Source organism: Vibrio sp. RM-41-2B, assembly GCF_024744415.1.
GTDB lineage: Bacteria > Pseudomonadota > Gammaproteobacteria > Enterobacterales > Vibrionaceae > Vibrio > Vibrio diabolicus.
In genome coordinates this window covers 158,517-179,958 of sequence record NZ_JAMQWD010000019.1, presented here as the reverse complement: position 1 = coordinate 179,958, position 21,442 = coordinate 158,517, and the positions used below count along the sequence as shown (strand labels likewise).

Genomic DNA, 21,442 nt, shown 5'->3' with positions numbered 1-21,442 from the left:
TCCAGAATCTGACAGTTCGTGACAAATGATATTTTTCTAAGCGATTTTTAAAATGACAAGCTAAAGGCCTTATTTGTACTTATTGTTAAATGTTATGCCAGTAAATCACCTTTCATTGCTTGTTGCTTTTGCGCTTACCTTGTTCGTTAGCGAGAGTGTTATCGCAAGTGAACTTATCCAGCCTCAATACTTAGATAGCGAGCGAACTGACCTCTTTTTCGCGCGCGAAATAGCGCAACCTTCCAAAGAAAATATGCAACTTCGTAACTCACTCGATTGGGGCTATGAACTTGAATTGAAACGTGCATCTGATGAAGAAAAACTAGTATCTAATTGCCAAGACTTAGCAACGGCAAACTCTACGGGCTTTACTGCGGCAAAAGCCTATGAATACGGCGCGTTTAAAGCGTATTTAACGCAGTGCCAAACTTGGAGCGAGATAGCAAAGCTCATTGCCTCTGAACGTTCGTTTATATCGGATTTTAAGCTAGATGATAGCTTTCCTAAATTTGCGCCAAGTGCACTTGCTTTTGTTATTTCTAACGAAAGCGCTGAGAAAGCAAAGACACTATCAACGTGGGATGAAGCAGACCGTATCCAAAGAACTCAGGTCGTCAGTCAAGTGAGAGCAGAGTACTTCGACGCGACCGATGGTTTTCAAGTCATTACGATTGTGGCAAAAGGGGATTACAATGCTGACGGCATCGAGGATATCGTTATTGAGAAAGAGAATAGTGTACTCAGTGGCTCGTATTCTTCTTCACACGGCTATGTATTAACTCGCATGTCTGAGCAAGCGCGATTTACTGTGCTGGCTGAATGGTAATGACACGATTGGTGGCCATTTGGGGCTTAAGTGTTGCCATGATGAGCACGTTTGCTGTTGCTAACACCTTGCCCAGAAAAGTCTTTGAATGCTCAGTAAACCAAACTATGAACTTTAGTATTTCGATAGAGCAAGGCAAAGGTGGGATTATCTTTAATGAGTCCATTGAGAATCAAAGCCCTGTTTTACAGCGGATAAAACCTCAAGATTATCGTGTTGAACATTATCATCGAGCGTTGGTAGATGAGAAGTCACTGGAATTTAGTATTGGTGAGCGCGTCATATTAGTCAGTGAGTACTTTAGTGAGGAGTTTAATGAGGCTGAGAAGATACTCAGTGTTACTTTGAGAGAGCCTGAGCAAACGCAGTATTTTGAATGTGAGGAAGGGAATATGAGTAACCTTGCATTGCTTTTCCATGAGAGTGCCGAATAATCGATTACAGAGTGATTATTACCAAATCGTAATAGTGTTTTCGAGTTTACCCTAATTATTTTGTTATTTGTAAGCGATGTAATCATCCACCTTACCACGGTAAGTAGATTTTCTCATTCAAGTAACGAGGAGGGCTTATGGCCGTAGGGTGGGCAAACGACGATAGTGTCAGCCAACAAATTCAAAACACAATAGACGACGAGATTTCCCGTGTTCGTGGCAGTATCACAAAGGGTGAAAGCGCCCATTATTGCGATGAGTGTGGTGATGAGATTCCGGAAGCTCGTCGTCTTGCAATGAAAGGCGTTCGTTTGTGTATCGAATGTCAGTCAACAATCGAATTGGTGTCTCAACGCCAAGCATTGTTCAATCGACGAGCGAGTAAAGACAGTCCACTTCGATAGCTTTACTGCTCTGATAAATAAAGAGACGGTTTGAGTCTCATACTCAAACCGTTTTTGTATTGAATTCAACTATGAAGCGAAGCAGTCTTTACGTTGTAAAGCAGCATCAATCGCATTCACTAGCTTCTCAATTTCGTCTGGTTTGCTGATGAACGGCGGCATCATATAAATCAGCTTGCCAAATGGGCGAATCCAAACTCCGTGTTCAACAAACAAGGCTTGGATGGTTTCCATATTCACTGGACGATGCGTTTCCACAACGCCAATGGCACCTAACCAACGAGTGTTTTTCACCAAGTCGTATTTTTCAAGTTTTGGCAGTAGTTCAGAAAACAGCGTTTCAATTTGCTGGGTTTGCTGCTGCCAGTTGCCTTGTTCTATCAATTCTAAACTTGCGGTGGCAACGGCGCAGGCGAGCGGGTTACCCATAAAGGTTGGACCATGCATGAAACAACCAGCATCACCACCACAAACAGTATCCGCGACGTGTTTGCTCGCTAGGGTCGCAGAGAGCGTCATGTAGCCGCCAGTGAGTGCTTTCCCGACACACAAAATGTCTGGCTGGATATCTGCGTGTTCGCAAGCAAACAGTTTACCGGTACGCCCAAACCCTGTTGCGATTTCATCTGCAATCAATAACAAGCCGTATTTGTCGCAAAGCCTACGCACGCCTTTGAGAAATTCTGGATGATAGATACGCATGCCGCCTGCACCTTGAACGATAGGCTCTAGGATCACCGCTGCAAGCTCTTGATGGTGCGAGTCAATCTTGTCTTCAAAGTCAGCAAGGTCTTCTGGCTTCCACTCATCCCAATAACCACAAGTTGGTGACTCCGCAAAGATATGCTCAGGTAAAAAGCCTTTGTAGAGAGAGTGCATTGAGTTGTCAGGATCGGTAACCGACATGGCCGCAAAGGTGTCGCCGTGATAACCGTGTCGCAAAGTAAGAAACTTCGGTCGGCGTTCGCCTTTTGCATGCCAATATTGCAGTGCCATTTTTAAGCTGACTTCTACGGAAACGGAGCCTGAATCGGCAAGGAATACATGTTCAAGATTACTTGGTGCTAGGGATAGCAACTTCTTACACAAACTGATTGCTGGCTGGTGGGTAATCCCGCCAAACATCACGTGAGAGACCTTATCGATTTGCTGGTGAGCGGCTTGATTTAAGTGCGGATGGTTGTAGCCGTGGATTGTCGACCACCAAGAAGACATGCCATCGACAAGCTCAGTACCGTCTTCCAATTTAATGTGAACACCACTTGCTGATTCTACTGGGTAGCAGGTCAGAGGTGTTAATGTCGAAGTGTAAGGATGCCAGATATGCTGGCGGTCGAAGGCGAGATCCATGTGCGATTCCAATAATAATTAAGATTAAAAAACAAACAGGTGTAAACTTTGTTGTTTTGTGTTGTGTTGACAGTTTATCGAGACTCAGTAGACTGTCAACACAACAACAAAAGTGACTAAAGGAATACACGTGGAAGTTCGTCATAACTGGACGCATGCTGAAGTGCGCGATCTCATGGAAAAACCATTCATGGATCTCCTATTCGAAGCGCAGCTTGTACATCGTCAATATCAACAAACCAACCATGTTCAAGTAAGCACGCTTCTGTCGATTAAGACAGGTGCTTGTCCAGAAGATTGTAAGTACTGTCCTCAGAGTGCTCGTTACACCACAGACATCGAGAAAGAGCGTTTGATGGAAGTAGAACGCGTACTCGATGCTGCGCAAAAAGCCAAAAATGCTGGTTCTACTCGATTCTGTATGGGTGCAGCATGGAAAAACCCGAAAGAGCGTGACATGCCGCATTTGACCGACATGATCAAAGGCGTGAAGGGCATGGGTTTAGAAACGTGTATGACATTAGGCATGCTGACGCCAGATCAAGCAAAGCAATTGGCAACTGCTGGTCTGGATTACTACAACCACAACCTAGATACCTCACCTGAGTTTTACGGCAACATCATTACCACACGTACTTACCAAGACCGTTTAGACACTTTGTCTCACGTTCGTGATGCTGGCATGAAGATCTGTTCCGGTGGCATCATCGGCATGGGTGAAAGTGCTAACGACCGAGCAGGTTTGTTGGTTGAACTGGCTAATTTGCCAGTACATCCTGAAAGTGTGCCAATCAACATGCTGGTTAAGGTGAAGGGTACACCATTGGAAGAAGTGGACGACGTTGAGCCGTTCGACTTTATTCGTCTGATTGCAATAGCACGAATTATGATGCCCCAATCCGCAGTCCGTTTATCGGCTGGTCGTGAAAACATGAACGAACAAATGCAAGCGCTGTGTTTTATGGCGGGTGCAAACTCCGTCTTCTATGGTTGCAAACTTCTGACCACGCCAAACCCTTCTGAAGACAAAGACATGATGCTGTTCGACAAGCTCGGCATTAACAGCCAAGAGGTGTCTCAAAAACCTGATGAAATCGAAGAAAACGAGTTGCTGGATCGCGTCGTAGAGCGCGTTGCTGCTCGTCCGACAAAAGACGACCTTTTCTACGATGCCAGCGTTTAAATCTCGTATCGAGTCCGCCCTTGCCGATCGTAAAGCGCAGGGGCTGAATCGTTCGATGAATGTGGTGTTTTCCGGCAACCAATCGATTTTGGAATACGAAGGCAGACGCTACATCAACTTCTCAAGTAATGATTATTTAGGCTTGGCCAATGACCAAGCGCTCGTTCGTGCTTGGCAGCAAGGCTTGAGTGTATACGGCAGTGGCAGTGGTGCATCTCCAATGGTCACAGGTTTTAGTGCCGCGCACAGCAATTTAGAAGCGGCACTAACAGAATGGCTGAGTTACGAAAGGGCAGTCCTGTTTGGCTCTGGATTCAGTGCTAACCAAGCTTTGTTATTCACCTTGCTAGAAAAATCAGACGTACTCATCCAAGACCGTTTGAACCATGCCTCTTTGATGGAAGCGGGGGCGTTGTCACCAGCTAAGATGAAGCGCTTCAAGCACAATGACATCGAACACCTGAAGTCGCTGATTAATAGCGAAGACAACCATCTAGTTGTGACTGAAGGGGTATTCAGCATGGACGGTGATTGTGCACCACTTGCTGATATCGCTGACGTCACCGGTAATCATGATGCATGGCTTGCTGTAGACGACGCTCATGGTATCGGTGTTCTAGGGGAATCTGGCGGTGGCTCATGTGAATTAGCGGCGGTTAAGCCTGAGATACTGATCGTTACTTTCGGCAAAGCGTTTGGTATGTCTGGCGCGGCTATTTTATGTGACCACGCAACGGGAGATTTTTTAACTCAGTTTGCTCGTCACCATGTGTATTCCACGGCGATGCCTCCGGCACAAGCCTATGCGCTCACGCATGCTGTCTCGATGGTTCAAGAGCAGCCTTGGCGACGTGAAAAGCTCACAGAGTTAAGTGAAGTGTATCGAGATAGCCTCAGCGACGTTGAGGGCTTTGTTGAGACTCAAACTTCGATTAAGCCGTTTGTGATTGGTGAATCTGATTTGGCTTTGCGAGTAGCAGGTGCTTGTCGCCAAAACGGTATTTGGGTTACTGCTATTCGTCCTCCAACAGTTCCGAAAGGGACGTCTCGTCTGCGAATCACACTCACTGCTAATCACACTAACGAACAAGTTAAAACGCTTTCAATGGCATTGAAGCAAGCATTAGGAACGCAGTAATGGATAATGCAGAGCAAATGAAGTTGGATTGCTTACTGCCTAATAAACAAGCGATCGCCGCTTCCTTTAGTAAAGCAGCTAACACGTACGACAAACATGCCGCTTTCCAGCGTGATGTCGGCCATCGCTTACTAGACAAACTTCCGAATGACTTAACTCATAAACGTGTTTTGGATTTAGGATGTGGTACGGGCTATTTTTCTCAACTTCTTCAAGAGCGTGGCGCTGAAGTGTTTTGTGTGGACATCTCTCAAGAGATGCTAAGCAAAGCTATGGTGCGCTGTGGCAATGAACGAATGAATTATGTGCTAGCCGACGCAGAAAACTTGCCTTTCGACGATACAAGCTTCGACTACGTATTCTCTAGCTTGGCTTTGCAATGGTGTGCCGATTTAAGTTATCCCCTGAGAGAAGTTCGTCGTTTACTAAAAGCTAATGGGAAGGCGGCTTTTTCTACCCTAGCTGAAGGGTCACTGTGCGAGTTGCGAGCATCATGGAAAAAAATTGATGCATATCAACACGTCAATAACTTTCTGTCGCTCAATCAGGTAAAAATTGCGTTAGCGCAATCTCGATGTGACAACCATCAACTAGACTTGACCACCATCACAGTTTGGTACGACTCAGCATTTTCAGTTATGCGTGACCTCAAAGGTATAGGTGCAAATCACGTAAGCGGGCGCTCACATGGTTTAACCAGTCGAGAGACTTTGTTGCAAGTTGAGCATGAGTACCAAGCGTTTAAAAATGATCAAGGTCTTCTACCTGCAAGTTATCAGGTTTGTTTTGGAGTAATACATCTATGATTGATGCTTTTTTTATTGCTGGTACGGATACTGATGTAGGAAAAACGGTAGCGTCTAAAGCCATTTTGCAAGCGTTGGCAGCAAAAGGACTAAACACTATTGGTTATAAACCAGTGGCAGCAGGGAGTGATAAGACTGAAGCTGGATGGCGTAACTCTGACGCCTTACATTTACAAGCGGCCGCGACACTCGATGTCGCTTATGATGATGTGAATCCATACGCTTTAGAGTTGCCTGCTTCTCCTCACATCGCGGCAAAACATGAACATGTCGAAATAAAATACGAACTCCTCAGTGAAAAGCTGGCTCAACACAAGCAGCAAGCTGATGTCGTTCTCGTTGAGGGCGCTGGTGGTTGGCGTGTGCCTGTGTCAGATACCGACTGTTTATCTACTTGGGTACAAGTAGAGCAGTTACCCGTGGTCTTGGTGGTTGGTATTAAATTAGGTTGTTTGAGCCATGCTTTACTCACGGCAGAGAGTATTAAAGCAGATGGCTTGAATCTTGTTGGTTGGGTGGCAAACCGAGTGAACCCTGGCACCGAGCACTATGCTGATATTATCGAGATGCTTGAAGCGCGTATCGGTGCGCCTAAGCTTGGCGAAATCCCATACATTCCAAGTGCTAAGCGCAAAGAGCTAGGCAAGTACATTAATATCGAGCCTTTGCTAAATACTGACTGATTGTGTTTAAAATACTAAAAAACCAAAGGGCTGCGCAATGCAGCCCTTTTTTATTGGTGTAATCTATAACATCAGATTACTTATCTTGGCTAAGCCCCATCAATGCTTGCTGAGTTTCTGCAACACGCTGAGACATATGATGATCGGTTGAAATACCAAGTTGTTGCTTCGCCTCATCCTCTGAGATGCCTAGATGACAACGTAGTAAATCAATAGCCATTTGATAGTCGTTAGTTTCTACCATGGTTTTTCCCTCAATACATGGAAGTTTTGAGCTCACCTAATGTACCTTTTTAATGTACTTAGAGTGGCTCTGTTTTGTTCATCTCACTTGAATCTAGCATGTCCATGTCGCCGCACAATAAGACCAAAGTCTATAGCGGGGCTAACATACTGTTTTTGGTCTAGTAAAATATTTCTAGCTAAGCTGCCTAGAGGTGATAGATTTAACATCAAGGTCATCCATTCATTGATAGATGAGGTGCGATTCAAAGTGCTTTTCATCACGGTAAGGAATGAATATGAATGGAGGTAATGGCTTTTATCAGAACGTGCCTAGAAATCGCTTGAGCATGATCTTTCAGTCTCGAAAACAAATGTTGCAATTTATTGCTTAACCTTGTTTTTATCGCGGATAGACTATATCTATAACGCACGGAGCATAAAACTTAGCGGAATTGGCTTTTACAGCGATTACCACCTGTTCCTTATAACAATCCGTTTTAAAAAAACGATAAGCTTCCTCGGAGAAAAGTAATGAAGCGAATTATGTTATTCCTAGCAACTAACCTAGCTGTCGTGCTAGTGCTTAGTGTTGTTCTGAATATTGTTTACGCTACCACTGGAATGCAACCTGGCAGTCTTTCTGGTTTGCTAGTTATGGCCGCCATATTTGGTTTTGGTGGTGCACTTATTTCGTTGATGATGTCAAAGGGCATGGCACTGCGCTCGGTTGGCGGTATGGTCATTGAAAGTCCGCGTAACGAAACTGAGCATTGGTTAGTCGAAACTGTGGGTCGTCAAGCTCAGCAAGCGGGTATTGGTATGCCAACGGTGGCTATTTATGACTCACCAGATATCAATGCATTCGCGACGGGGGCAAAGCGAGATGACTCTCTTGTCGCGGTTTCCACTGGCCTTTTACACAATATGACTCGTGATGAAGCAGAAGCGGTACTGGCCCACGAAGTGAGCCATATTGCAAATGGTGACATGGTCACGATGACATTGATGCAAGGCGTTGTGAACACGTTTGTTATCTTCCTATCCCGTTTTATCGCCAATATTGTGGCATCGAACGATGATGAAGAAGGTCAAGGTACAAACATGATGGTTTACTTCGGTGTATCTATGGTGCTTGAGCTAGTGTTTGGTTTCTTGGCAAGCTTTATTACCATGTGGTACAGCCGTCATCGCGAATTCCATGCCGATGCAGGTGCTGCTCACTTAGTTGGTAAAGAGAAAATGATCGCGGCATTGGAACGTTTGAAGATGAGTCACGAATCTCAACTTGATGGCACAATGATGGCATTCGGTATCAATGGCAAGCAGTCATTGACTGAGCTACTGATGAGCCACCCTCCGCTAGATAAACGTATTGCAGCGTTACGTAGTCAGCAATACTAGTTGTAAAAAACTGACAGCGCACACGAAAGTAATCGTTAATTTCCTGAAAAGGCTTGGTTTTGACCAAGCCTTTTTTTTGATCGATTGATCGCTTGCGAGATTCATCACGTATCTACCTACAGAAACAAAGTTATACAAAATAATTTTTGTACAACTTTTAACGAATGAACTATCTTGTACATATAATAATTTTGTACAACTTGATGGGCATGTAGGAGTAAACACATGGACATACAGTCTGTTGGCAATATCTATCAAAAGCTGAATAAAGCGAACTTACATCTGCTTAAAGACGTATATCACCAAGATGTCGTCTTTGAAGATGCTGCTCATCGTTTAGAGGGGTGGCTTGCACTTTCAGATTACTTCACATCATTATATGCCAACGTCATAAGCTGTGACTTTGTTATCCACGAACATCAACAAGTCGGAGATACTGGCTTCCTAACGTGGACCATGGATCTTCAGCATCCCAAACTTCAAAAAGGTGCACCTATTCTCGTTAATGGTGTGTCGCATCTTAAATTCAGCGAAGGCCAAGTTATTTATCACCGAGATTACTTTGATCTCGGAGAAATGCTTTACGAAAACTTACCTTTACTTGGCTCAGTCGTAAAAACTATCAAGCAGAGGTTAGGACAATGAACAATACTATCTTAATCACTGGCGCTACCTCCGGAATAGGGAAGCAACTGGCTTTAGATTACGCGAACTCTGATTGGAGCGTTATTGCTTGTGGGCGAAACAAAGACGTTCTTGCTGAATTGGGGGCTGCTTCTTCTAATATCCATACATTGCAGTTTGACGTGACAAACCATGAACAAACTCAGCAGGCGCTGTCCAGTTTGCCTTTCACGCCGAGTACCTGGGTTTTTAATGCAGGGGATTGTGAGTATATGGACAACGGTGTGGTTGACGCGAAACTCATGGCGCGTGTGATGAATGTAAACGTCGTTGGTGTTGCCAACTGCGTAGAAGGTTGCCAACCACACTTAGATAAAGGGCATCGCATCGTTATCGTGGGTTCTATTGCTTCAGAAGTCGCGTTACCAAGGGCTGAAGCCTACGGCGCTTCTAAGGCCGCTGTGAGCTACTTTGCTCGCACATTAGCTGTTGATTTGAAGAAGAAGGGCATTCAAGTGGTGACCGTGTTCCCGGGCTTTGTGGAAACCCCGTTAACTGACAAAAATGACTTCGAAATGCCGATGATTATTTCTACGCGGCAAGCCTCCAACTCTATCAGAAAACAGTTGGCTGCCAACAAGACTCACATCTATTTCCCCGCGAGGTTTACCAGTATTTTACGTTTTATCTCGTTACTTCCATACAGTTGGCAAGCTCGCCTAACTGCTAAACTCGTGTCATAAGAAGGAATAAAAATGAAAACAGCAGGAAGAAAGAAGATAGCGATTGTGGGGACCGGAATTTCTGGCCTTACGTGTGGTTACTATCTACATAAAGAGCACGATGTCACCGTATTTGAAGCTAACGATTACATTGGCGGGCACACCGCGACGGTGGATGTAAAACTCGATGGTAAAGAATATGCGATTGATACGGGCTTTATCGTTTACAACGATCGCACTTATCCTAATTTCATCAAAATGATGAACGAGATTGGTGTCGAAGGATTGCCAACCCAGATGAGCTTTAGTGTAAGAAACGACGGCAATGGTTTGGAATATAACGGTCACACCGTGTCGACATTATTTGCTCAAAAGCGTAATTGGGTAAATCCTAAGTTCTATCGTTTTATCTTCGAGATCCTTCGTTTCAACAAACTTGCCAAAAGCGTCGCTAGCAAACAATCGAGTCATTCTCAGACGCTAGGTGAGTTTCTTGATGAGCACAACTTCAGTACTTTCTTTTCAGATAACTACATTTTGCCGATGGGCGCTGCAATTTGGTCTTCGACTTTAGCGGACATGCGCGCATTTCCGCTGATGTTTTTCCTTCGCTTTTTCTTAAATCACGGATTGCTTGATGTTACTAACAGGCCGCAATGGTATGTAATTAAAGGTGGCTCTCGTGAGTACATTCCACCTTTGACTCAAGGTTTTATCGATAAAATTCGACTCAATAGTCCGGTAGAAAAAGTGCTACGTAGTGAGAATGGTGTGGGTTTAAAAGTCAACGGTGAAATGCATTGGTTTGATGATGTCATCTTTGCTTGTCACAGTGATCAAGCGATGAACATGTTAGGTGACATTAGCCCAGTCGAGCAAGAGGTGCTGGGTAATATGGCTTATCAAGCGAATGAAGTGGTGCTTCACACTGATACGAGTTTACTTCCAAAGCGTAAAGCGGCGTGGGCTTCGTGGAACTACCTACTGGAGGGCAGTGAAGACGAACAGCAACGTCTCCCTTCGCTTACTTACAACATGAATATTCTCCAACATGTTCAATCTGAGCACACATTCTGTGTCACGCTAAATAGCACTGAGCAGATCGAACCGAGCAAAGTATTACGGACGTTTACCTATCACCATCCAGTGTTCTCCACCGACTCTATCGCTGCACAGCAACGTAAAGAAGAGGTGCAAGGGCTGAACAATACTTGGTTCTGCGGCGCTTATTGGTACAACGGTTTCCACGAGGATGGCGTTCGCAGCGCATTGGACGTAGTGAAAGGGCTTGAAGAGAAATATCGCGTTCAAACTGCTGTCAACTTAGAAAAAGGTGCAGCGTGATATGGATAGCCAAATGAACAGCCAGTTGTTTGTTGGCAACGTTCGACATCGCAGGTTCACGCCGATAAAACATGAATTGAACTACTCATTGTTTATGCCAGCTATTGACGTCGATGAGCTAAAAAAACTAGAGGAAAAAGTTTGGGGTTTTGGCTCTCGTTGGTGGCATTGGGCACGCTTTAAACGCAGTGACTATGTTGGTGAGGGCTGCTTAAAGGTGGCCGTGCACGACAAAATTGAAGAGTTAACAGGTGTTCGTTGTACCGGCAAAGTCATCGCTGTTTGTCATTTGCGCTATTTAGGACTTTATTTTAGTCCGGTGAATTTCTACTACGTTTATAACAAAGAAGGGGAATGGAAATACCTCTTAGCTGAAGTCAGCAATACACCTTGGAACGAGCGTCATTACTACGCAGTCGCTGCTGAGCAAAACGATGAAAACTTTGGATGGGAACAAGAGAAAGCCTTTCATGTTTCTCCGTTTAATCCAATTGACCAACAGTATCACTGGAAGATTAAACCACTGACGGACAAGTTAAGGATTCATCTTGAATGCCACAAAAGCGAAAAGCACTTTGATGCGACGATGACAATGAAAGCTCAAGTGTTTTCGAGCAAAAGCTTATCGAAGTGTTTGATCGTTACGCCAATACAGACGGTAAAAGTAATGGTTGGTATTTATTGGCACGCATTAAAACTTTGGGTGAAAGGCGCGCCTTTCTATTCTCATCCTAAATATTCAACACACGACGAAATAGAAGCCGACACTAAAAAAACAGACAAAAAAAATAAAAAGCACAAGGAGAATTCTGCATGTTAAATACCAGTTCTATGACATTGCCGCGCAAATTGACGACAACACAAAAGGCGGCTCGCGGAGTTATTTTTCAATGTCTGCAAAAAATGGAAATCGGCTGCTTAACTGTTATTGAAAGCTTTAAGACGGAAACGAAAGAAAGAAGCGAGCGCTTTAATGCGCCCAACGGTGAATACAGCGGTCAGCCTGTTGTGGCGACGATTGAGGTAAAGCATCCTGGCTTTTACTCGCGAATCTTGCAAGGTGGCAGCATTGCGGCGGGTGAGGCTTATATGGATGGTTGGTGGGACAGCCCGGATCTAACCTCGTTAATGAAACTTATGGCTCTCAATATGCGAGCGCTAGATAAACTTGAAGAGAAAGGAAGTTGGCTGACTAAAATACTGTACAAGTTCAGTCATTGGACCAACCGCAATTCTCAAGAGAACTCTCGTAAAAACATTCATGCGCATTACGACTTGGGCAACAATTTGTACGAGTCATTTTTAGACGACAACATGCTGTACTCATCGGCCTTATATGTGCAAGACAACGATACTTTGGAACAAGCGCAAATCAACAAAATGGATCGTTTGTGCCAGCAACTTGAGCTTCAACCATCCGATCGAGTGATTGAGATCGGTACAGGGTGGGGGGCTATGGCCATTTACATGGCAGAGCAATATGGTTGTCATGTAACGACAACGACGATTTCTGAAGAGCAGCATGCTTACGCTGAACAAAAAATTAGAGAGCGAAATTTGGGCGACAAGATCACTCTATTAAAACAAGACTATCGAGACCTTTCGGGTCACTACGATAAGTTAGTCTCGATAGAAATGATCGAAGCGGTTGGAAAACAATTTTTGCCTTCCTACATCAAGCAATGCCAATCATTACTCAAGCCGGGTGGTTTAATGGCAATTCAAGCCATCACTATCGCTGACCAGCGTTATGATTACTACAGTAACAACGTTGACTTTATCCAGAAATACATCTTTCCAGGTGGGTTCTTACCTTCGGTTACATCTTTAACTCAAGCTGCGACCAAATACAGTGACTTGGTTGTGAGAGACTTATTTGATATTGGTCTGGACTATGCGAAAACCTTGAGCGAGTGGCACTCTAGATTTAATCAAGCTGAAGATCACGTACGCTCTCTCGGTTATGACGACCGCTTTGTCCGCATGTGGCGCTACTACCTTAGTTATTGTGAAGGTGGGTTTTTAGCTCGAAGTATCAGTGCCGTTCACATGACATTCCAGCGACCTTAAACCGTTATGAAGTTGCTGATTGCCTCTACATGGTTCCAGCTCTGTTGGTTCTCTGCAGTGCTTGGGACCTATCAATGGCAGTGGCTAACACTGATCTTAACATTTATTACTCTTGTCTATTGTTGGAGGACGGACGCTTCTGCCTTGAAGCACATCGCGAGTATCGTTTTGGCGGGTGTAGTGCTCGATACGCTCAATCAACAGTTTTCTGTTTTTGTCTTTCCAACACAATGGTTACCCATTTGGTTGTTGTGCCTTTGGGTTCTGTTCTCTTGGTATGCCTATCAGCTCAAGCCTGTTTTGTACCGTTTCCCAAAAATCTACGTATCAATTGTAGGTGGCGTTGGAGGAACCGTCAGTTACTACGCCGGTTACAAGCTCCAAGTCGTTGAATATGGATTTAATACCAGCGTTACGTTGGTCATTCTATTTGCTGAATGGTTTGCCATGACGCTTTTAATACTCAAGGTATACGGATATGAAAAGCTTGAAGAGAGATTTAACCCAGAGGCTGATTAAGGTAGTTGCTTCTCTAGTAGTTATGGGCTCCTTTGCTCTACAAGCTCAGCCAGTTGGAAACAGTGAAAACGCAGATAAGATGTCGAGTTGGAAGGGGTGGAAAACCGTCGGTGAGGCACAACTCACATGGTTCATCTTCGATATATATCAGTCTCGACTAAGCGCACCTGATGGAAAGTTCATTGTAAATGGCGATGTATCACCACACCCTCTGGCATTGGAGATTAACTATCAAAGAGACATCAGCAAGCAGCAGTTGCTTGATGTAACTGATGAGCAATGGGCAAAACTTGGTTTTACTGAACCATATCGAAAAAGTTGGATCAGTGAACTAAACCGTATGTTCCCTGATATAAAAAAAGGCGATGAGCTTACTTACTTAACCGATGGTAAAACTGGTCAGCTTCTTTACCGACAAGCTGGCATTGCACAAATCAAGACAGTCGGCTTCGTTCAAGATGAGCGAATGAACGATGCGTTTTTGTCTATATGGTTGTCACCTAATACAGAGTTCCCGAAACTTCGAAAACAATTAATAGGGCAGGTTAGATAGTGCTTAAACTAATTTTAAAATCAGTCGCCTTGGCCGCTGCGGCCTTACTTTCAGCATGCTCAGCAGATATCGATAATTATCAATCTTCTACACCGACTTTTGATTTATTCGGCTATTTTGAGGGCGATACAAAGGCGTGGGGGATGGTCCAAGATTACACTGAACAACAAACTCGTCGTTTTGAAGTCGACATAGTGGGTACTGTGGAAGGTAACACGTTGACGCTGGTGGAAGACTTTGTGTTTGATGATGGAGAGGTTGACCAGCGAATTTGGGTTATTACCAAATTAGAAGATGGACGCTATGAAGGTAAAGCAGAGGATATTATTGGTGTAGCAACAGGGGCTGAGCAAGGCAATGCGTTGCAGTGGCGGTATGACTTTGAGTTGCAAATGGATGACTCAACAGTAACGGTCGCTTTTGATGATTGGCTTTATCGTCAGGACGAGAAGCATGTTTTCAACCTCACCAAAATTAAAAAGTTTGGTATAGAGGTCGGGACAATAACCTTATTCTTCCAAAAACAGCCATAATAGTTGAGGGATTTATCCTCTTGCATTACTACCAAATAACCGAAATTATTTCTTCCTAACTAAAAAGGTTGACGCTTTCACGTCAACCTTTTCAATTGCAGATAATCAAGGTGTGATTACAGCTTATCTGTCAGCTCAACCGCTTGACCAATGTAGTTCGCTGGCGTCATCTCTTTCAGACGTGCTTTCTCGTGCTCAGGGAGCTCAAGACCGTCAATGAAGTTGCGCATTGCTTCGCCGTCTACACGCTTACCACGAGTTAGCTCTTTTAGCTTCTCGTATGGCTTTTCGATACCGTAGCGACGCATTACTGTTTGTACTGGCTCAGCGAGTACTTCCCAGTTTTTATCTAGTTCAGCAAGAAGCGCTTCACGGTTTACTTCTAGCTTGCTGATACCTTTTAGCGTAGAAGTGTAAGCGATGATTGCGTAGCCAACACCAACACCAAGGTTACGTAGAACCGTTGAATCAGTTAGGTCACGTTGCCAACGAGAGATAGGCAGTTTTTGTGCTAGGTGGCCAAATACTGCGTTCGCAAGACCTAGGTTACCTTCAGAGTTTTCAAAGTCGATTGGGTTAACTTTGTGCGGCATTGTTGAAGAACCGATCTCACCAGCAATGGTTTTTTGCTTGAAGTGGCCTAATGCAATGTAACCCCAAACGTCACGATCGAAGTCAATCAGGATAGTGTTGAAACGAGCGATAGCGTCGAACAGCTCAGCGATGTAATCATGCGGCTCGATTTGTGTTGTGTAAGGGTTCCAAGTTACGCCTAGAGACTCTGTAATGAATTCTTCAGAGAACTTGTGCCAATCTAGCTCTGGGTAAGCAGAAAGGTGTGCGTTGTAGTTACCTACTGCACCGTTGATTTTCGCTAGGATCTCAACGTTTTCGATTTGCTTGAATTGACGCTCCATACGGTACGCCACGTTTGCCATTTCTTTACCCATTGTAGATGGAGAAGCAGGCTGGCCGTGTGTACGAGATAGAAGAGGAATGTCGCGGTATTCAACTGCGAGTGCTTTGATAGCGTCAATTAGGTTACGGATTTCTGGAAGAATCACTTGCTCACGTGCTTCTTTTAGCATTAACGCATGAGAGGTGTTATTGATGTCTTCAGAAGTACATGCAAAGTGGAAGAACTCATTAACAGCGTGCAGTTCAGGAACGTCTGCTACTTTCTCTTTTAAGAAGTACTCAACCGCTTTAACGTCGTGGTTAGTTGTACGCTCGATTTCTTTAATACGGCGTGCATCTTCTTCAGAGAAGTTAGCAGCAAGGTCGTCTAGGAATTGGTTAGCTTCTGCGCTGAATGCTGGCACTTCTGCAATTTCAGCAGTAGCCGCTAGCTTCTGTAGCCAACGAATTTCTACGATAGTACGGTATTTTAGTAGACCGTACTCGCTGAAAATTTCGCGTAACGCAATCGTCTTACTTCCGTAACGGCCGTCTACTGGTGAAACAGCAGTCAATGCTGACAGTTCCATGATGTTCTCCTGAATTGGGTTTCTAAATTTCGTGAGCGTTATACCAATAACTGTGGCAATTGTCACGAATATTGCGCAAACGTTTGCGCGGGATTTGTTTTATTCGAAAAAAAGTAGCTCGCGATAAACGCGAGCTAGCAGAGTATTCTACATTCTGGCTAACAGGATTTGAGCCTGTTCGACCATTTTCTTTCGGCCAAAAATTAGATGACGACGTTTACCGCCTACTTGGCGCCACAGAACAGCACTACGAATGCCAGATAGCAGTAGAGCACGGACTTTGTGTTGGCTGGCCGTTTGTTGCAGTACAGAAGGCGTGCCTGTTACTTGAATGCGTGGTCCAATAGGGCTAACAACATCCAAGTAGATGCTCGCTAAATTGCTGATCATTTGATCATCTAGCAGTTCAAAATGCTCTGACTGGCGCTTGGCCATCTGGATACGGTCACCAAGCTGGGACATGGCATCGTTGCGAGCGCTTAACTTACGTTCTAGCGCCATCAAGCTAATGATGTAACGAGTGATCTCACTGCCTGATGGGGTGCTATCAATCCCTTTAACCAGACACTCCAGACCGAGCTTTAGATCGGCTTCGCGACCGAATACGCCAACGGTGTTAGCAGGGTTTGTGTTCAAAATAGCGTTGATTGATGTTTCAAAAGCATCTTGATCACAATGCCCGTTTCTCGCAACTTGTTGAACCAAAGCGACAGCTTGGCAAATACCAGCGAAAGCGATAGTACGGTCATAAAGTGTATTCGCCACGTAACGACTCCTAAGCTTGAGAATATTTAATGCGTTGCTCGATGATGCCGCCACCTAGACATACGTCATCTTTATAAAACACTGCTGATTGACCAGGCGTCACTGCAATTTGTGGTTCATCAAAGATCACTTTAATGTTTTCATCATCGATCGGGATGATTGTACAAGGAATATCTTCCTGACGGTAACGAGTTTTCACTGTGCACTTCATAACATCGCGAATTGGCTCACGATCTACCCAGTGAAGTTGTGACGCAAGTAGACCTTCTGATTTTAGCATCGGGTGGTCTTTACCTTGGACTGCGATTAGCACGTTACGCTCTAGGTCTTTTTCACCAACAAACCACGGCTCTTCGTTACCACCGCCGCCTTTACGGCCACCGATGTGTAGACCTTTACGCTGACCTAGTGTGTGGTACATCAAACCTTGGTGTTGACCGATCACTTCGCCTTCTGGCGTTTCGATATTACCAGGCTGAGCAGGAAGGTAACGACCTAGAAAGTCGGTAAATTTACGCTCACCAATGAAACAAATACCTGTCGAGTCTTTCTTCTTCGCTGTTACTAAACCTTGCTCTTCCGCAATACGGCGTACTTCAGGTTTCTCTAAATCACCAACAGGGAAGAGGCTACGGCCAATTTGTTCGTGGCTTAGTGTATATAGAAAGTAGCTCTGGTCTTTGTTGCCATCTAGGCCACGCAACATCGCTGGTTTCTCACCGTTATCCGGGAAAGAGCGACGTACGTAGTGACCCATTGCAATGTAGTCAGCATCAAGCACTTCATCAGCGAATTCTAGGAATGCTTTGAACTTGATTTCTTTGTTACAAAGAATGTCAGGGTTCGGTGTACGACCCGCTTTGTATTCAGCAAGGAAGTACTCAAATACGTTATCCCAGTATTCGGCAGCAAAGTTGATGGTGTGTAGATGAATGCCTAGCTTGTCACATACTGCCTGAGCATCAGCAAGATCTTCTGCTGCTGTACAATATTCTTCGTTGTCATCTTCTTCCCAGTTCTTCATGAACAGGCCTTCTACTTGGTAGCCTTGTTGCTTGAGAAGATACGCAGAAACAGATGAATCAACGCCGCCGGACATACCGACGATGACTTTCTTTTGGCTGTTATCAGACATTACTAAACACCACTTAAATAAACGGGATGCAGATTCTATCAGAATCCACAGACCGGTGACAGATCCGAGATCGAAATCACAATTCGTTTCGCTGCATTTTTCTTCAACAGAAATTCGAACGGGCAATTTCGCAAGTATAGAAGAGGTATATATGGCATAGTTGGCAAAAATCCAAGAGGAAAGTCCAAATGACCGAAGAAAACCAGTTTATGCAAGAAGCCGAGTTGATTGAAATTGTTGAAAACCAACTTGAGGACGGCAATCCATTAAAAGTTAAAGAGACGCTAATGCGCTTAATGATGACAGGGACACCTAGAGAAGAAGCGGTTGCAATGATGGCATGTGCCATGTCGATTGAAATTTTCGATGTGATGAAAAATGAAGGTGAGTTCAACCTAAAGCGTTACTGCGAGCACCTTGAGCAACTGCCAGATCTAAGTTTTATGGAAGGTGAATAAGGAGTCTAGAAGAAAAAAGTGGCTAGCAAACGTTTGCTATAATTGCTTTTATTGCCGCTTTATTATTAGCGGTATAGAATCCGTTCTCCTTTTCATCCCCTTACTCAGACTTACAATATGAAATTTCCTGGACAACGCAAATCGAAGCACTATTTTCCTGTTCATGCTCGTGACCCGCTGGTGAGCCAAGCACAAGAAAGCAAGAAGATGACGCGCACTCACATCATTGGTATTGACCAAACTTTGGTTGATATTGAAGCTAAAGTTACAACGGATGTGATTGAAAAGTACGGTCTGAGTAAAGGTCACTCTTTGGTTATTGATGACGAAAGAGCAGAAGAGTTGTACCAGCAACTTAAAGAAGAGAACTTAATTACCAATGAGTATGCGGGTGGCACAATTGGTAACACGCTACACAACTACTCTGTGCTAGCAGATGATCGCTCTACGCTGCTTGGAGTGATGAGCCAGGATATCAAAATTGGCAGCTATGGCTACCGTTACCTTTGTAATACATCAAGCCGCATGGACTTGAACTACCTACAAGGTGTTGATGGCGCTATCGGTCGTTGTTTCGCTCTTATTACAGAAGATGGTGAACGTACTTTTGCGATCAGTGAAGGGCAAATGAACCAACTGCATCCTGATAGCATTCCAGAAAAAATCTTTAAAAATGCATCGGCGCTTGTACTAACGTCATACTTAGTACGTTGTAAAGAAGGCGACCCAATGCCTGAAGCAACAATGAAAGCGATTGAGTACGCGAAAAAGAATGATGTACCTGTTGTTCTGACTCTTGGGACTAAGTTCGTTATTCAAGATGACCCGAAATATTGGCAAGAATTCATTCGAGATAACGTTTCAGTCGTTGCGATGAATGAAGATGAAGCAGAAGCTCTGACGGGTGAGTCAGACCCACTTGCTGCATCTGATAAAACACTGGAGTGGGCAGATCTAGTATTGTGCACCGCGGGGCCTGTAGGCCTATTTATGGCGGGTTATACGGAAGACAGCGCGAAGCGCGAAACTTCTTTGCCATTACTTCCGGGGTCAATCGCTGAATTTAATCGCTATGAATTTAGTCGTCCGGCGAAAAAAGACACATGTGAAACACCAATAAAAGTGTACTCACATATCTCGCCATATATGGGTGGTCCAGAAAAAATCAAGAATACCAATGGTGCAGGTGATGCTGCGTTATCTGCTGTTCTTCATGATATGGCGGCAAATAAATACCATAAAGAAAATGTGCCTAATTCAAGCAAGCACAGTAACGAATATTTAACTTACTCTTCTTTTTCTCAAGTATGTAAATACGCAAACCGTGCGAGCTACGAAGTTCTCGTGCAACATTCTCCACGTTTGTCACGTGGGCTTCCTGAGCGAGAAGATAGCCTAGAAGAAGCATACTGGGAACGTTAATACACAGTAGTTTAATTAACCATTCTATAACTAAAGTAAAAGGCGCATTAAAAAATGCGCCTTTTTTATTTGTAATGAACCAAATAAAAAAGGCTCCCATTGGGAGCCTTTTAAAAATAGCGCGGATTTAGATCAGGAAATCATCCAGAGATTTACCTGCATCAAGTTGCTCTTGAATTGCAGAAGGTGTACGACCTTGGCCAGTCCAAGTCTTCTCATTACCGTTTGAGTCTGTGTATTTGTATTTAGCTGGACGAGGTGCACGCTTCGCTTTGCCTTTCGTCTTAGTTTCGCCAGATAGCGCAGTAATAAGCGCTTCTACGTCAATACCGTCTTGAGCAATTTTCTCTGCGATCTCTGCTAGCTTAGCTTCTTGCTCAGCTTGTGCTGCACGTTCTGCTTCTTCTGCTTCACGACGCTCTTCTACAACAGTAGTTAGTTTATCTAGAGCTTCTTCCAATTGTTCTAGAGTCAGCTCACGAGAAAATGCACGAAGGCTACGGATATTTAGAAGGGTTTTAGTCAGCTCTGACATAACGATTCCTATTAAAAGGTTAATGTGTTGGGCACTTTTTATCGTTACGATTAAATAATGCCAATCTATAAATAAACAAAGAGTCCTTATATTTAACTTTATCTTTTCCTTATGTGCAAATACTAAATCAAGATTTTGTTTAAATTTAGCTATTTTTTTAAAGCAATAAATATTATTACACTCGAAATAAATCTTATTAGATGAGAATTGAAATCAACACTCGTTATTGTATAGAGATAAAGCCAGCTTGGTTTTTATAAAAAAAGTTGAGTTATTACTTAAAAATATGAAGCGTCCATCTTTGATGGAGTGTCATATATCCTTAATTTATTGATACAAGATAAACCATGATATTTTTAAGGTAGTAATAATGTTTCATAAATAACAAAATTGATGTGATTTCAGTTGCACAAAACTAACTTGAAGTAGACAAGGTTTATAAATTATCTCAGTCATTATTTATTTGTTTAATTTAGTTTGATGTGTTGCATTGACTCTCATCATAAGTACAATGGCTGCTACCTGATGCAATATTGCAGACAATTTGTTGTTAATTTGTACAGTTAGTGGTTAATTGTTTGTTGTTGCCGTAGAGGCGCGGTCTCGAAGAGTAGCTATTATTGGGGTGATGCCAATGAATAATAGTGGAAGGCGAAGATTGCCGAAGTAAGTAACTCATCAAAGTTACTTGCTGGGGTTGTATCTGAAAGGAACAACACTGCCATAGTATATATTCACATTAAACTATGGAGCGCTACTGTAGGGTTGGGTGGAGTGTTCGCTTCCCTGTCGCTAAGTTCAACATGAGCACGTATCGTATGCTAC

At 43.8% G+C, this 21,442-nt stretch carries 24 protein-coding genes and 1 riboswitch; of the genes, 18 read left to right on the top strand and 6 right to left on the bottom strand.

Going from position 1 to position 21,442, the window contains the following annotated elements; all coding sequences use genetic code 11:
• The first annotated feature begins 94 nt into the window (after positions 1-94).
• The 3 genes from NB463_RS13825 to NB463_RS13815 all read left to right on the top strand — a co-directional run bounded on the left by NB463_RS13825 (position 95) and on the right by NB463_RS13815 (position 1,664).
• Positions 95-826: an ATPase gene (locus tag NB463_RS13825; RefSeq protein WP_258430619.1), complete on the top strand. Its 732-nt coding sequence runs from the start codon at positions 95-97 to the stop codon at positions 824-826.
• Positions 820-1,260 (top strand): hypothetical protein, encoded by a 441-nt coding sequence (locus NB463_RS13820; protein ID WP_258430617.1) that lies wholly within the window; start codon positions 820-822, stop codon positions 1,258-1,260. Before NB463_RS13825 ends, NB463_RS13820 begins: the two co-directional genes overlap by 7 nt.
• Positions 1,261-1,397: 137 nt before the next feature.
• Positions 1,398-1,664: a DksA/TraR family C4-type zinc finger protein gene (locus NB463_RS13815; RefSeq protein WP_258430616.1), complete on the top strand. Its 267-nt coding sequence runs from the start codon at positions 1,398-1,400 to the stop codon at positions 1,662-1,664.
• A gap of 69 nt (positions 1,665-1,733) precedes the next feature.
• Here NB463_RS13815 and bioA read toward each other — a convergent pair whose 3' ends face one another.
• Positions 1,734-3,014: an adenosylmethionine--8-amino-7-oxononanoate transaminase gene (gene bioA / locus NB463_RS13810; protein ID WP_258430615.1), complete on the bottom strand. Its 1,281-nt coding sequence runs from the start codon at positions 3,012-3,014 to the stop codon at positions 1,734-1,736.
• A gap of 130 nt (positions 3,015-3,144) precedes the next feature.
• Here bioA and bioB point away from each other — a divergent pair, with 130 nt between their 5' ends.
• From bioB to bioD, 4 genes are read left to right on the top strand one after another with little or no spacing between them, the layout of a single operon-like run.
• Complete coding sequence (gene bioB, locus NB463_RS13805) at positions 3,145-4,197, top strand: biotin synthase BioB (RefSeq protein WP_012841957.1); 1,053 nt, start codon at positions 3,145-3,147, stop codon at positions 4,195-4,197.
• On the top strand, positions 4,184-5,335 hold the full coding sequence (bioF, locus tag NB463_RS13800; RefSeq protein WP_258430614.1) for an 8-amino-7-oxononanoate synthase: 1,152 nt from the start codon (positions 4,184-4,186) through the stop codon (positions 5,333-5,335). Before bioB ends, bioF begins: the two co-directional genes overlap by 14 nt.
• On the top strand, positions 5,335-6,141 hold the full coding sequence (bioC, locus tag NB463_RS13795; protein WP_074191105.1) for a malonyl-ACP O-methyltransferase BioC: 807 nt from the start codon (positions 5,335-5,337) through the stop codon (positions 6,139-6,141). Before bioF ends, bioC begins: the two co-directional genes overlap by 1 nt.
• Positions 6,138-6,824, top strand: coding sequence for a dethiobiotin synthase (gene bioD, locus NB463_RS13790; protein ID WP_074191106.1), 687 nt, complete (start codon positions 6,138-6,140; stop codon positions 6,822-6,824). Before bioC ends, bioD begins: the two co-directional genes overlap by 4 nt.
• A gap of 76 nt (positions 6,825-6,900) precedes the next feature.
• Here the strand turns inward: bioD and NB463_RS13785 are convergent, their stop codons facing one another.
• Entirely contained in the window at positions 6,901-7,104 is a 204-nt protein-coding gene (locus NB463_RS13785; protein WP_162860661.1) for a hypothetical protein, read from the bottom strand.
• Positions 7,105-7,580: 476 nt separating this feature from the next.
• Here NB463_RS13785 and htpX point away from each other — a divergent pair, with 476 nt between their 5' ends.
• The 9 genes from htpX to NB463_RS13740 all read left to right on the top strand — a co-directional run bounded on the left by htpX (position 7,581) and on the right by NB463_RS13740 (position 14,815).
• Positions 7,581-8,450 (top strand): protease HtpX, encoded by an 870-nt coding sequence (gene htpX, locus NB463_RS13780; protein ID WP_005390832.1) that lies wholly within the window; start codon positions 7,581-7,583, stop codon positions 8,448-8,450.
• A gap of 225 nt (positions 8,451-8,675) precedes the next feature.
• Complete coding sequence (locus tag NB463_RS13775) at positions 8,676-9,095, top strand: nuclear transport factor 2 family protein (protein WP_258430613.1); 420 nt, start codon at positions 8,676-8,678, stop codon at positions 9,093-9,095.
• Positions 9,092-9,817: an SDR family oxidoreductase gene (locus NB463_RS13770; protein ID WP_006743053.1), complete on the top strand. Its 726-nt coding sequence runs from the start codon at positions 9,092-9,094 to the stop codon at positions 9,815-9,817. Before NB463_RS13775 ends, NB463_RS13770 begins: the two co-directional genes overlap by 4 nt.
• Positions 9,818-9,829: 12 nt before the next feature.
• Complete coding sequence (locus NB463_RS13765; RefSeq protein ID WP_074191108.1) at positions 9,830-11,140, top strand: NAD(P)/FAD-dependent oxidoreductase; 1,311 nt, start codon at positions 9,830-9,832, stop codon at positions 11,138-11,140.
• Position 11,141: 1 nt separating this feature from the next.
• Positions 11,142-11,960: a DUF1365 domain-containing protein gene (locus tag NB463_RS13760; protein WP_065645363.1), complete on the top strand. Its 819-nt coding sequence runs from the start codon at positions 11,142-11,144 to the stop codon at positions 11,958-11,960.
• Complete coding sequence (locus NB463_RS13755) at positions 11,954-13,210, top strand: SAM-dependent methyltransferase (RefSeq protein ID WP_054867767.1); 1,257 nt, start codon at positions 11,954-11,956, stop codon at positions 13,208-13,210. Before NB463_RS13760 ends, NB463_RS13755 begins: the two co-directional genes overlap by 7 nt.
• A 6-nt stretch (positions 13,211-13,216) precedes the next feature.
• Complete coding sequence (locus NB463_RS13750; RefSeq protein ID WP_046874769.1) at positions 13,217-13,729, top strand: DUF2878 domain-containing protein; 513 nt, start codon at positions 13,217-13,219, stop codon at positions 13,727-13,729.
• Positions 13,689-14,282 carry a hypothetical protein gene (locus NB463_RS13745; RefSeq protein ID WP_182018974.1) on the top strand — a complete coding sequence of 198 codons (594 nt, stop codon included), beginning with the start codon at positions 13,689-13,691 and terminating at the stop codon, positions 14,280-14,282. The genes NB463_RS13750 and NB463_RS13745 overlap by 41 nt, the downstream gene beginning before the upstream one ends.
• Positions 14,282-14,815, top strand: a complete 534-nt coding sequence (locus tag NB463_RS13740; RefSeq protein WP_374043052.1) for a DUF3833 domain-containing protein — start codon at positions 14,282-14,284, stop codon at positions 14,813-14,815. Before NB463_RS13745 ends, NB463_RS13740 begins: the two co-directional genes overlap by 1 nt.
• Positions 14,816-14,931: 116 nt before the next feature.
• On the opposite strand, the gene purB is transcribed toward NB463_RS13740, so the two are convergent.
• From purB to mnmA, 3 genes are all read right to left on the bottom strand, one after another.
• Entirely contained in the window at positions 14,932-16,302 is a 1,371-nt protein-coding gene (gene purB / locus NB463_RS13735; RefSeq protein ID WP_005390853.1) for an adenylosuccinate lyase, read from the bottom strand.
• A 147-nt stretch (positions 16,303-16,449) separates the two neighbouring features.
• A complete protein-coding gene (gene hflD, locus NB463_RS13730) occupies positions 16,450-17,067 on the bottom strand; it encodes a high frequency lysogenization protein HflD (protein WP_046874772.1) in 618 nt (205 codons plus the stop codon).
• Positions 17,068-17,077: 10 nt separating this feature from the next.
• Positions 17,078-18,202, bottom strand: coding sequence for a tRNA 2-thiouridine(34) synthase MnmA (gene mnmA / locus NB463_RS13725; RefSeq protein WP_005390857.1), 1,125 nt, complete (start codon positions 18,200-18,202; stop codon positions 17,078-17,080).
• Between the two features lie 188 nt (positions 18,203-18,390).
• Here mnmA and NB463_RS13720 point away from each other — a divergent pair, with 188 nt between their 5' ends.
• On the top strand, positions 18,391-18,660 hold the full coding sequence (locus tag NB463_RS13720; protein WP_005390859.1) for a hypothetical protein: 270 nt from the start codon (positions 18,391-18,393) through the stop codon (positions 18,658-18,660).
• Between the two features lie 117 nt (positions 18,661-18,777).
• Positions 18,778-20,082 (top strand): inosine/guanosine kinase, encoded by a 1,305-nt coding sequence (locus tag NB463_RS13715; RefSeq protein WP_005390861.1) that lies wholly within the window; start codon positions 18,778-18,780, stop codon positions 20,080-20,082.
• 127 nt (positions 20,083-20,209) lie between these two features.
• Here NB463_RS13715 and NB463_RS13710 read toward each other — a convergent pair whose 3' ends face one another.
• The gene (locus NB463_RS13710) at positions 20,210-20,617 is read right to left on the bottom strand and encodes an H-NS family histone-like protein (RefSeq protein ID WP_005390863.1); all 408 of its coding nucleotides are present in this window, start codon (positions 20,615-20,617) and stop codon (positions 20,210-20,212) included.
• A gap of 582 nt (positions 20,618-21,199) precedes the next feature.
• Positions 21,200-21,382: riboswitch (Lysine riboswitch) on the top strand.
• Positions 21,383-21,442 lie beyond the last annotated feature (60 nt).

What these genes read in the sequence shown, in the direction of transcription:
- NB463_RS13820 (WP_258430617.1), top strand. Translation starts at nt 820, where the DNA reads ATGGTAATGACACGATTGGTGGCCATTTGGGGCTTAAGTGTTGCCATG.
- NB463_RS13770 (WP_006743053.1), top strand. Translation starts at nt 9,092, where the DNA reads ATGAACAATACTATCTTAATCACTGGCGCTACCTCCGGAATAGGGAAG.
- NB463_RS13825 (WP_258430619.1), top strand. Translation starts at nt 95, where the DNA reads ATGCCAGTAAATCACCTTTCATTGCTTGTTGCTTTTGCGCTTACCTTG.
- purB (WP_005390853.1), bottom strand. Translation starts at nt 16,302, where the DNA reads ATGGAACTGTCAGCATTGACTGCTGTTTCACCAGTAGACGGCCGTTAC.
- NB463_RS13715 (WP_005390861.1), top strand. Translation starts at nt 18,778, where the DNA reads ATGAAATTTCCTGGACAACGCAAATCGAAGCACTATTTTCCTGTTCAT.
- bioA (WP_258430615.1), bottom strand. Translation starts at nt 3,014, where the DNA reads ATGGATCTCGCCTTCGACCGCCAGCATATCTGGCATCCTTACACTTCG.
- bioF (WP_258430614.1), top strand. Translation starts at nt 4,184, where the DNA reads ATGCCAGCGTTTAAATCTCGTATCGAGTCCGCCCTTGCCGATCGTAAA.
- NB463_RS13755 (WP_054867767.1), top strand. Translation starts at nt 11,954, where the DNA reads ATGTTAAATACCAGTTCTATGACATTGCCGCGCAAATTGACGACAACA.
- NB463_RS13760 (WP_065645363.1), top strand. Translation starts at nt 11,142, where the DNA reads ATGGATAGCCAAATGAACAGCCAGTTGTTTGTTGGCAACGTTCGACAT.
- NB463_RS13815 (WP_258430616.1), top strand. Translation starts at nt 1,398, where the DNA reads ATGGCCGTAGGGTGGGCAAACGACGATAGTGTCAGCCAACAAATTCAA.
- htpX (WP_005390832.1), top strand. Translation starts at nt 7,581, where the DNA reads ATGAAGCGAATTATGTTATTCCTAGCAACTAACCTAGCTGTCGTGCTA.
- bioD (WP_074191106.1), top strand. Translation starts at nt 6,138, where the DNA reads ATGATTGATGCTTTTTTTATTGCTGGTACGGATACTGATGTAGGAAAA.
- NB463_RS13745 (WP_182018974.1), top strand. Translation starts at nt 13,689, where the DNA reads ATGAAAAGCTTGAAGAGAGATTTAACCCAGAGGCTGATTAAGGTAGTT.
- NB463_RS13775 (WP_258430613.1), top strand. Translation starts at nt 8,676, where the DNA reads ATGGACATACAGTCTGTTGGCAATATCTATCAAAAGCTGAATAAAGCG.
- NB463_RS13750 (WP_046874769.1), top strand. Translation starts at nt 13,217, where the DNA reads ATGAAGTTGCTGATTGCCTCTACATGGTTCCAGCTCTGTTGGTTCTCT.
- NB463_RS13710 (WP_005390863.1), bottom strand. Translation starts at nt 20,617, where the DNA reads ATGTCAGAGCTGACTAAAACCCTTCTAAATATCCGTAGCCTTCGTGCA.
- NB463_RS13720 (WP_005390859.1), top strand. Translation starts at nt 18,391, where the DNA reads ATGACCGAAGAAAACCAGTTTATGCAAGAAGCCGAGTTGATTGAAATT.
- mnmA (WP_005390857.1), bottom strand. Translation starts at nt 18,202, where the DNA reads ATGTCTGATAACAGCCAAAAGAAAGTCATCGTCGGTATGTCCGGCGGC.
- bioC (WP_074191105.1), top strand. Translation starts at nt 5,335, where the DNA reads ATGGATAATGCAGAGCAAATGAAGTTGGATTGCTTACTGCCTAATAAA.
- NB463_RS13765 (WP_074191108.1), top strand. Translation starts at nt 9,830, where the DNA reads ATGAAAACAGCAGGAAGAAAGAAGATAGCGATTGTGGGGACCGGAATT.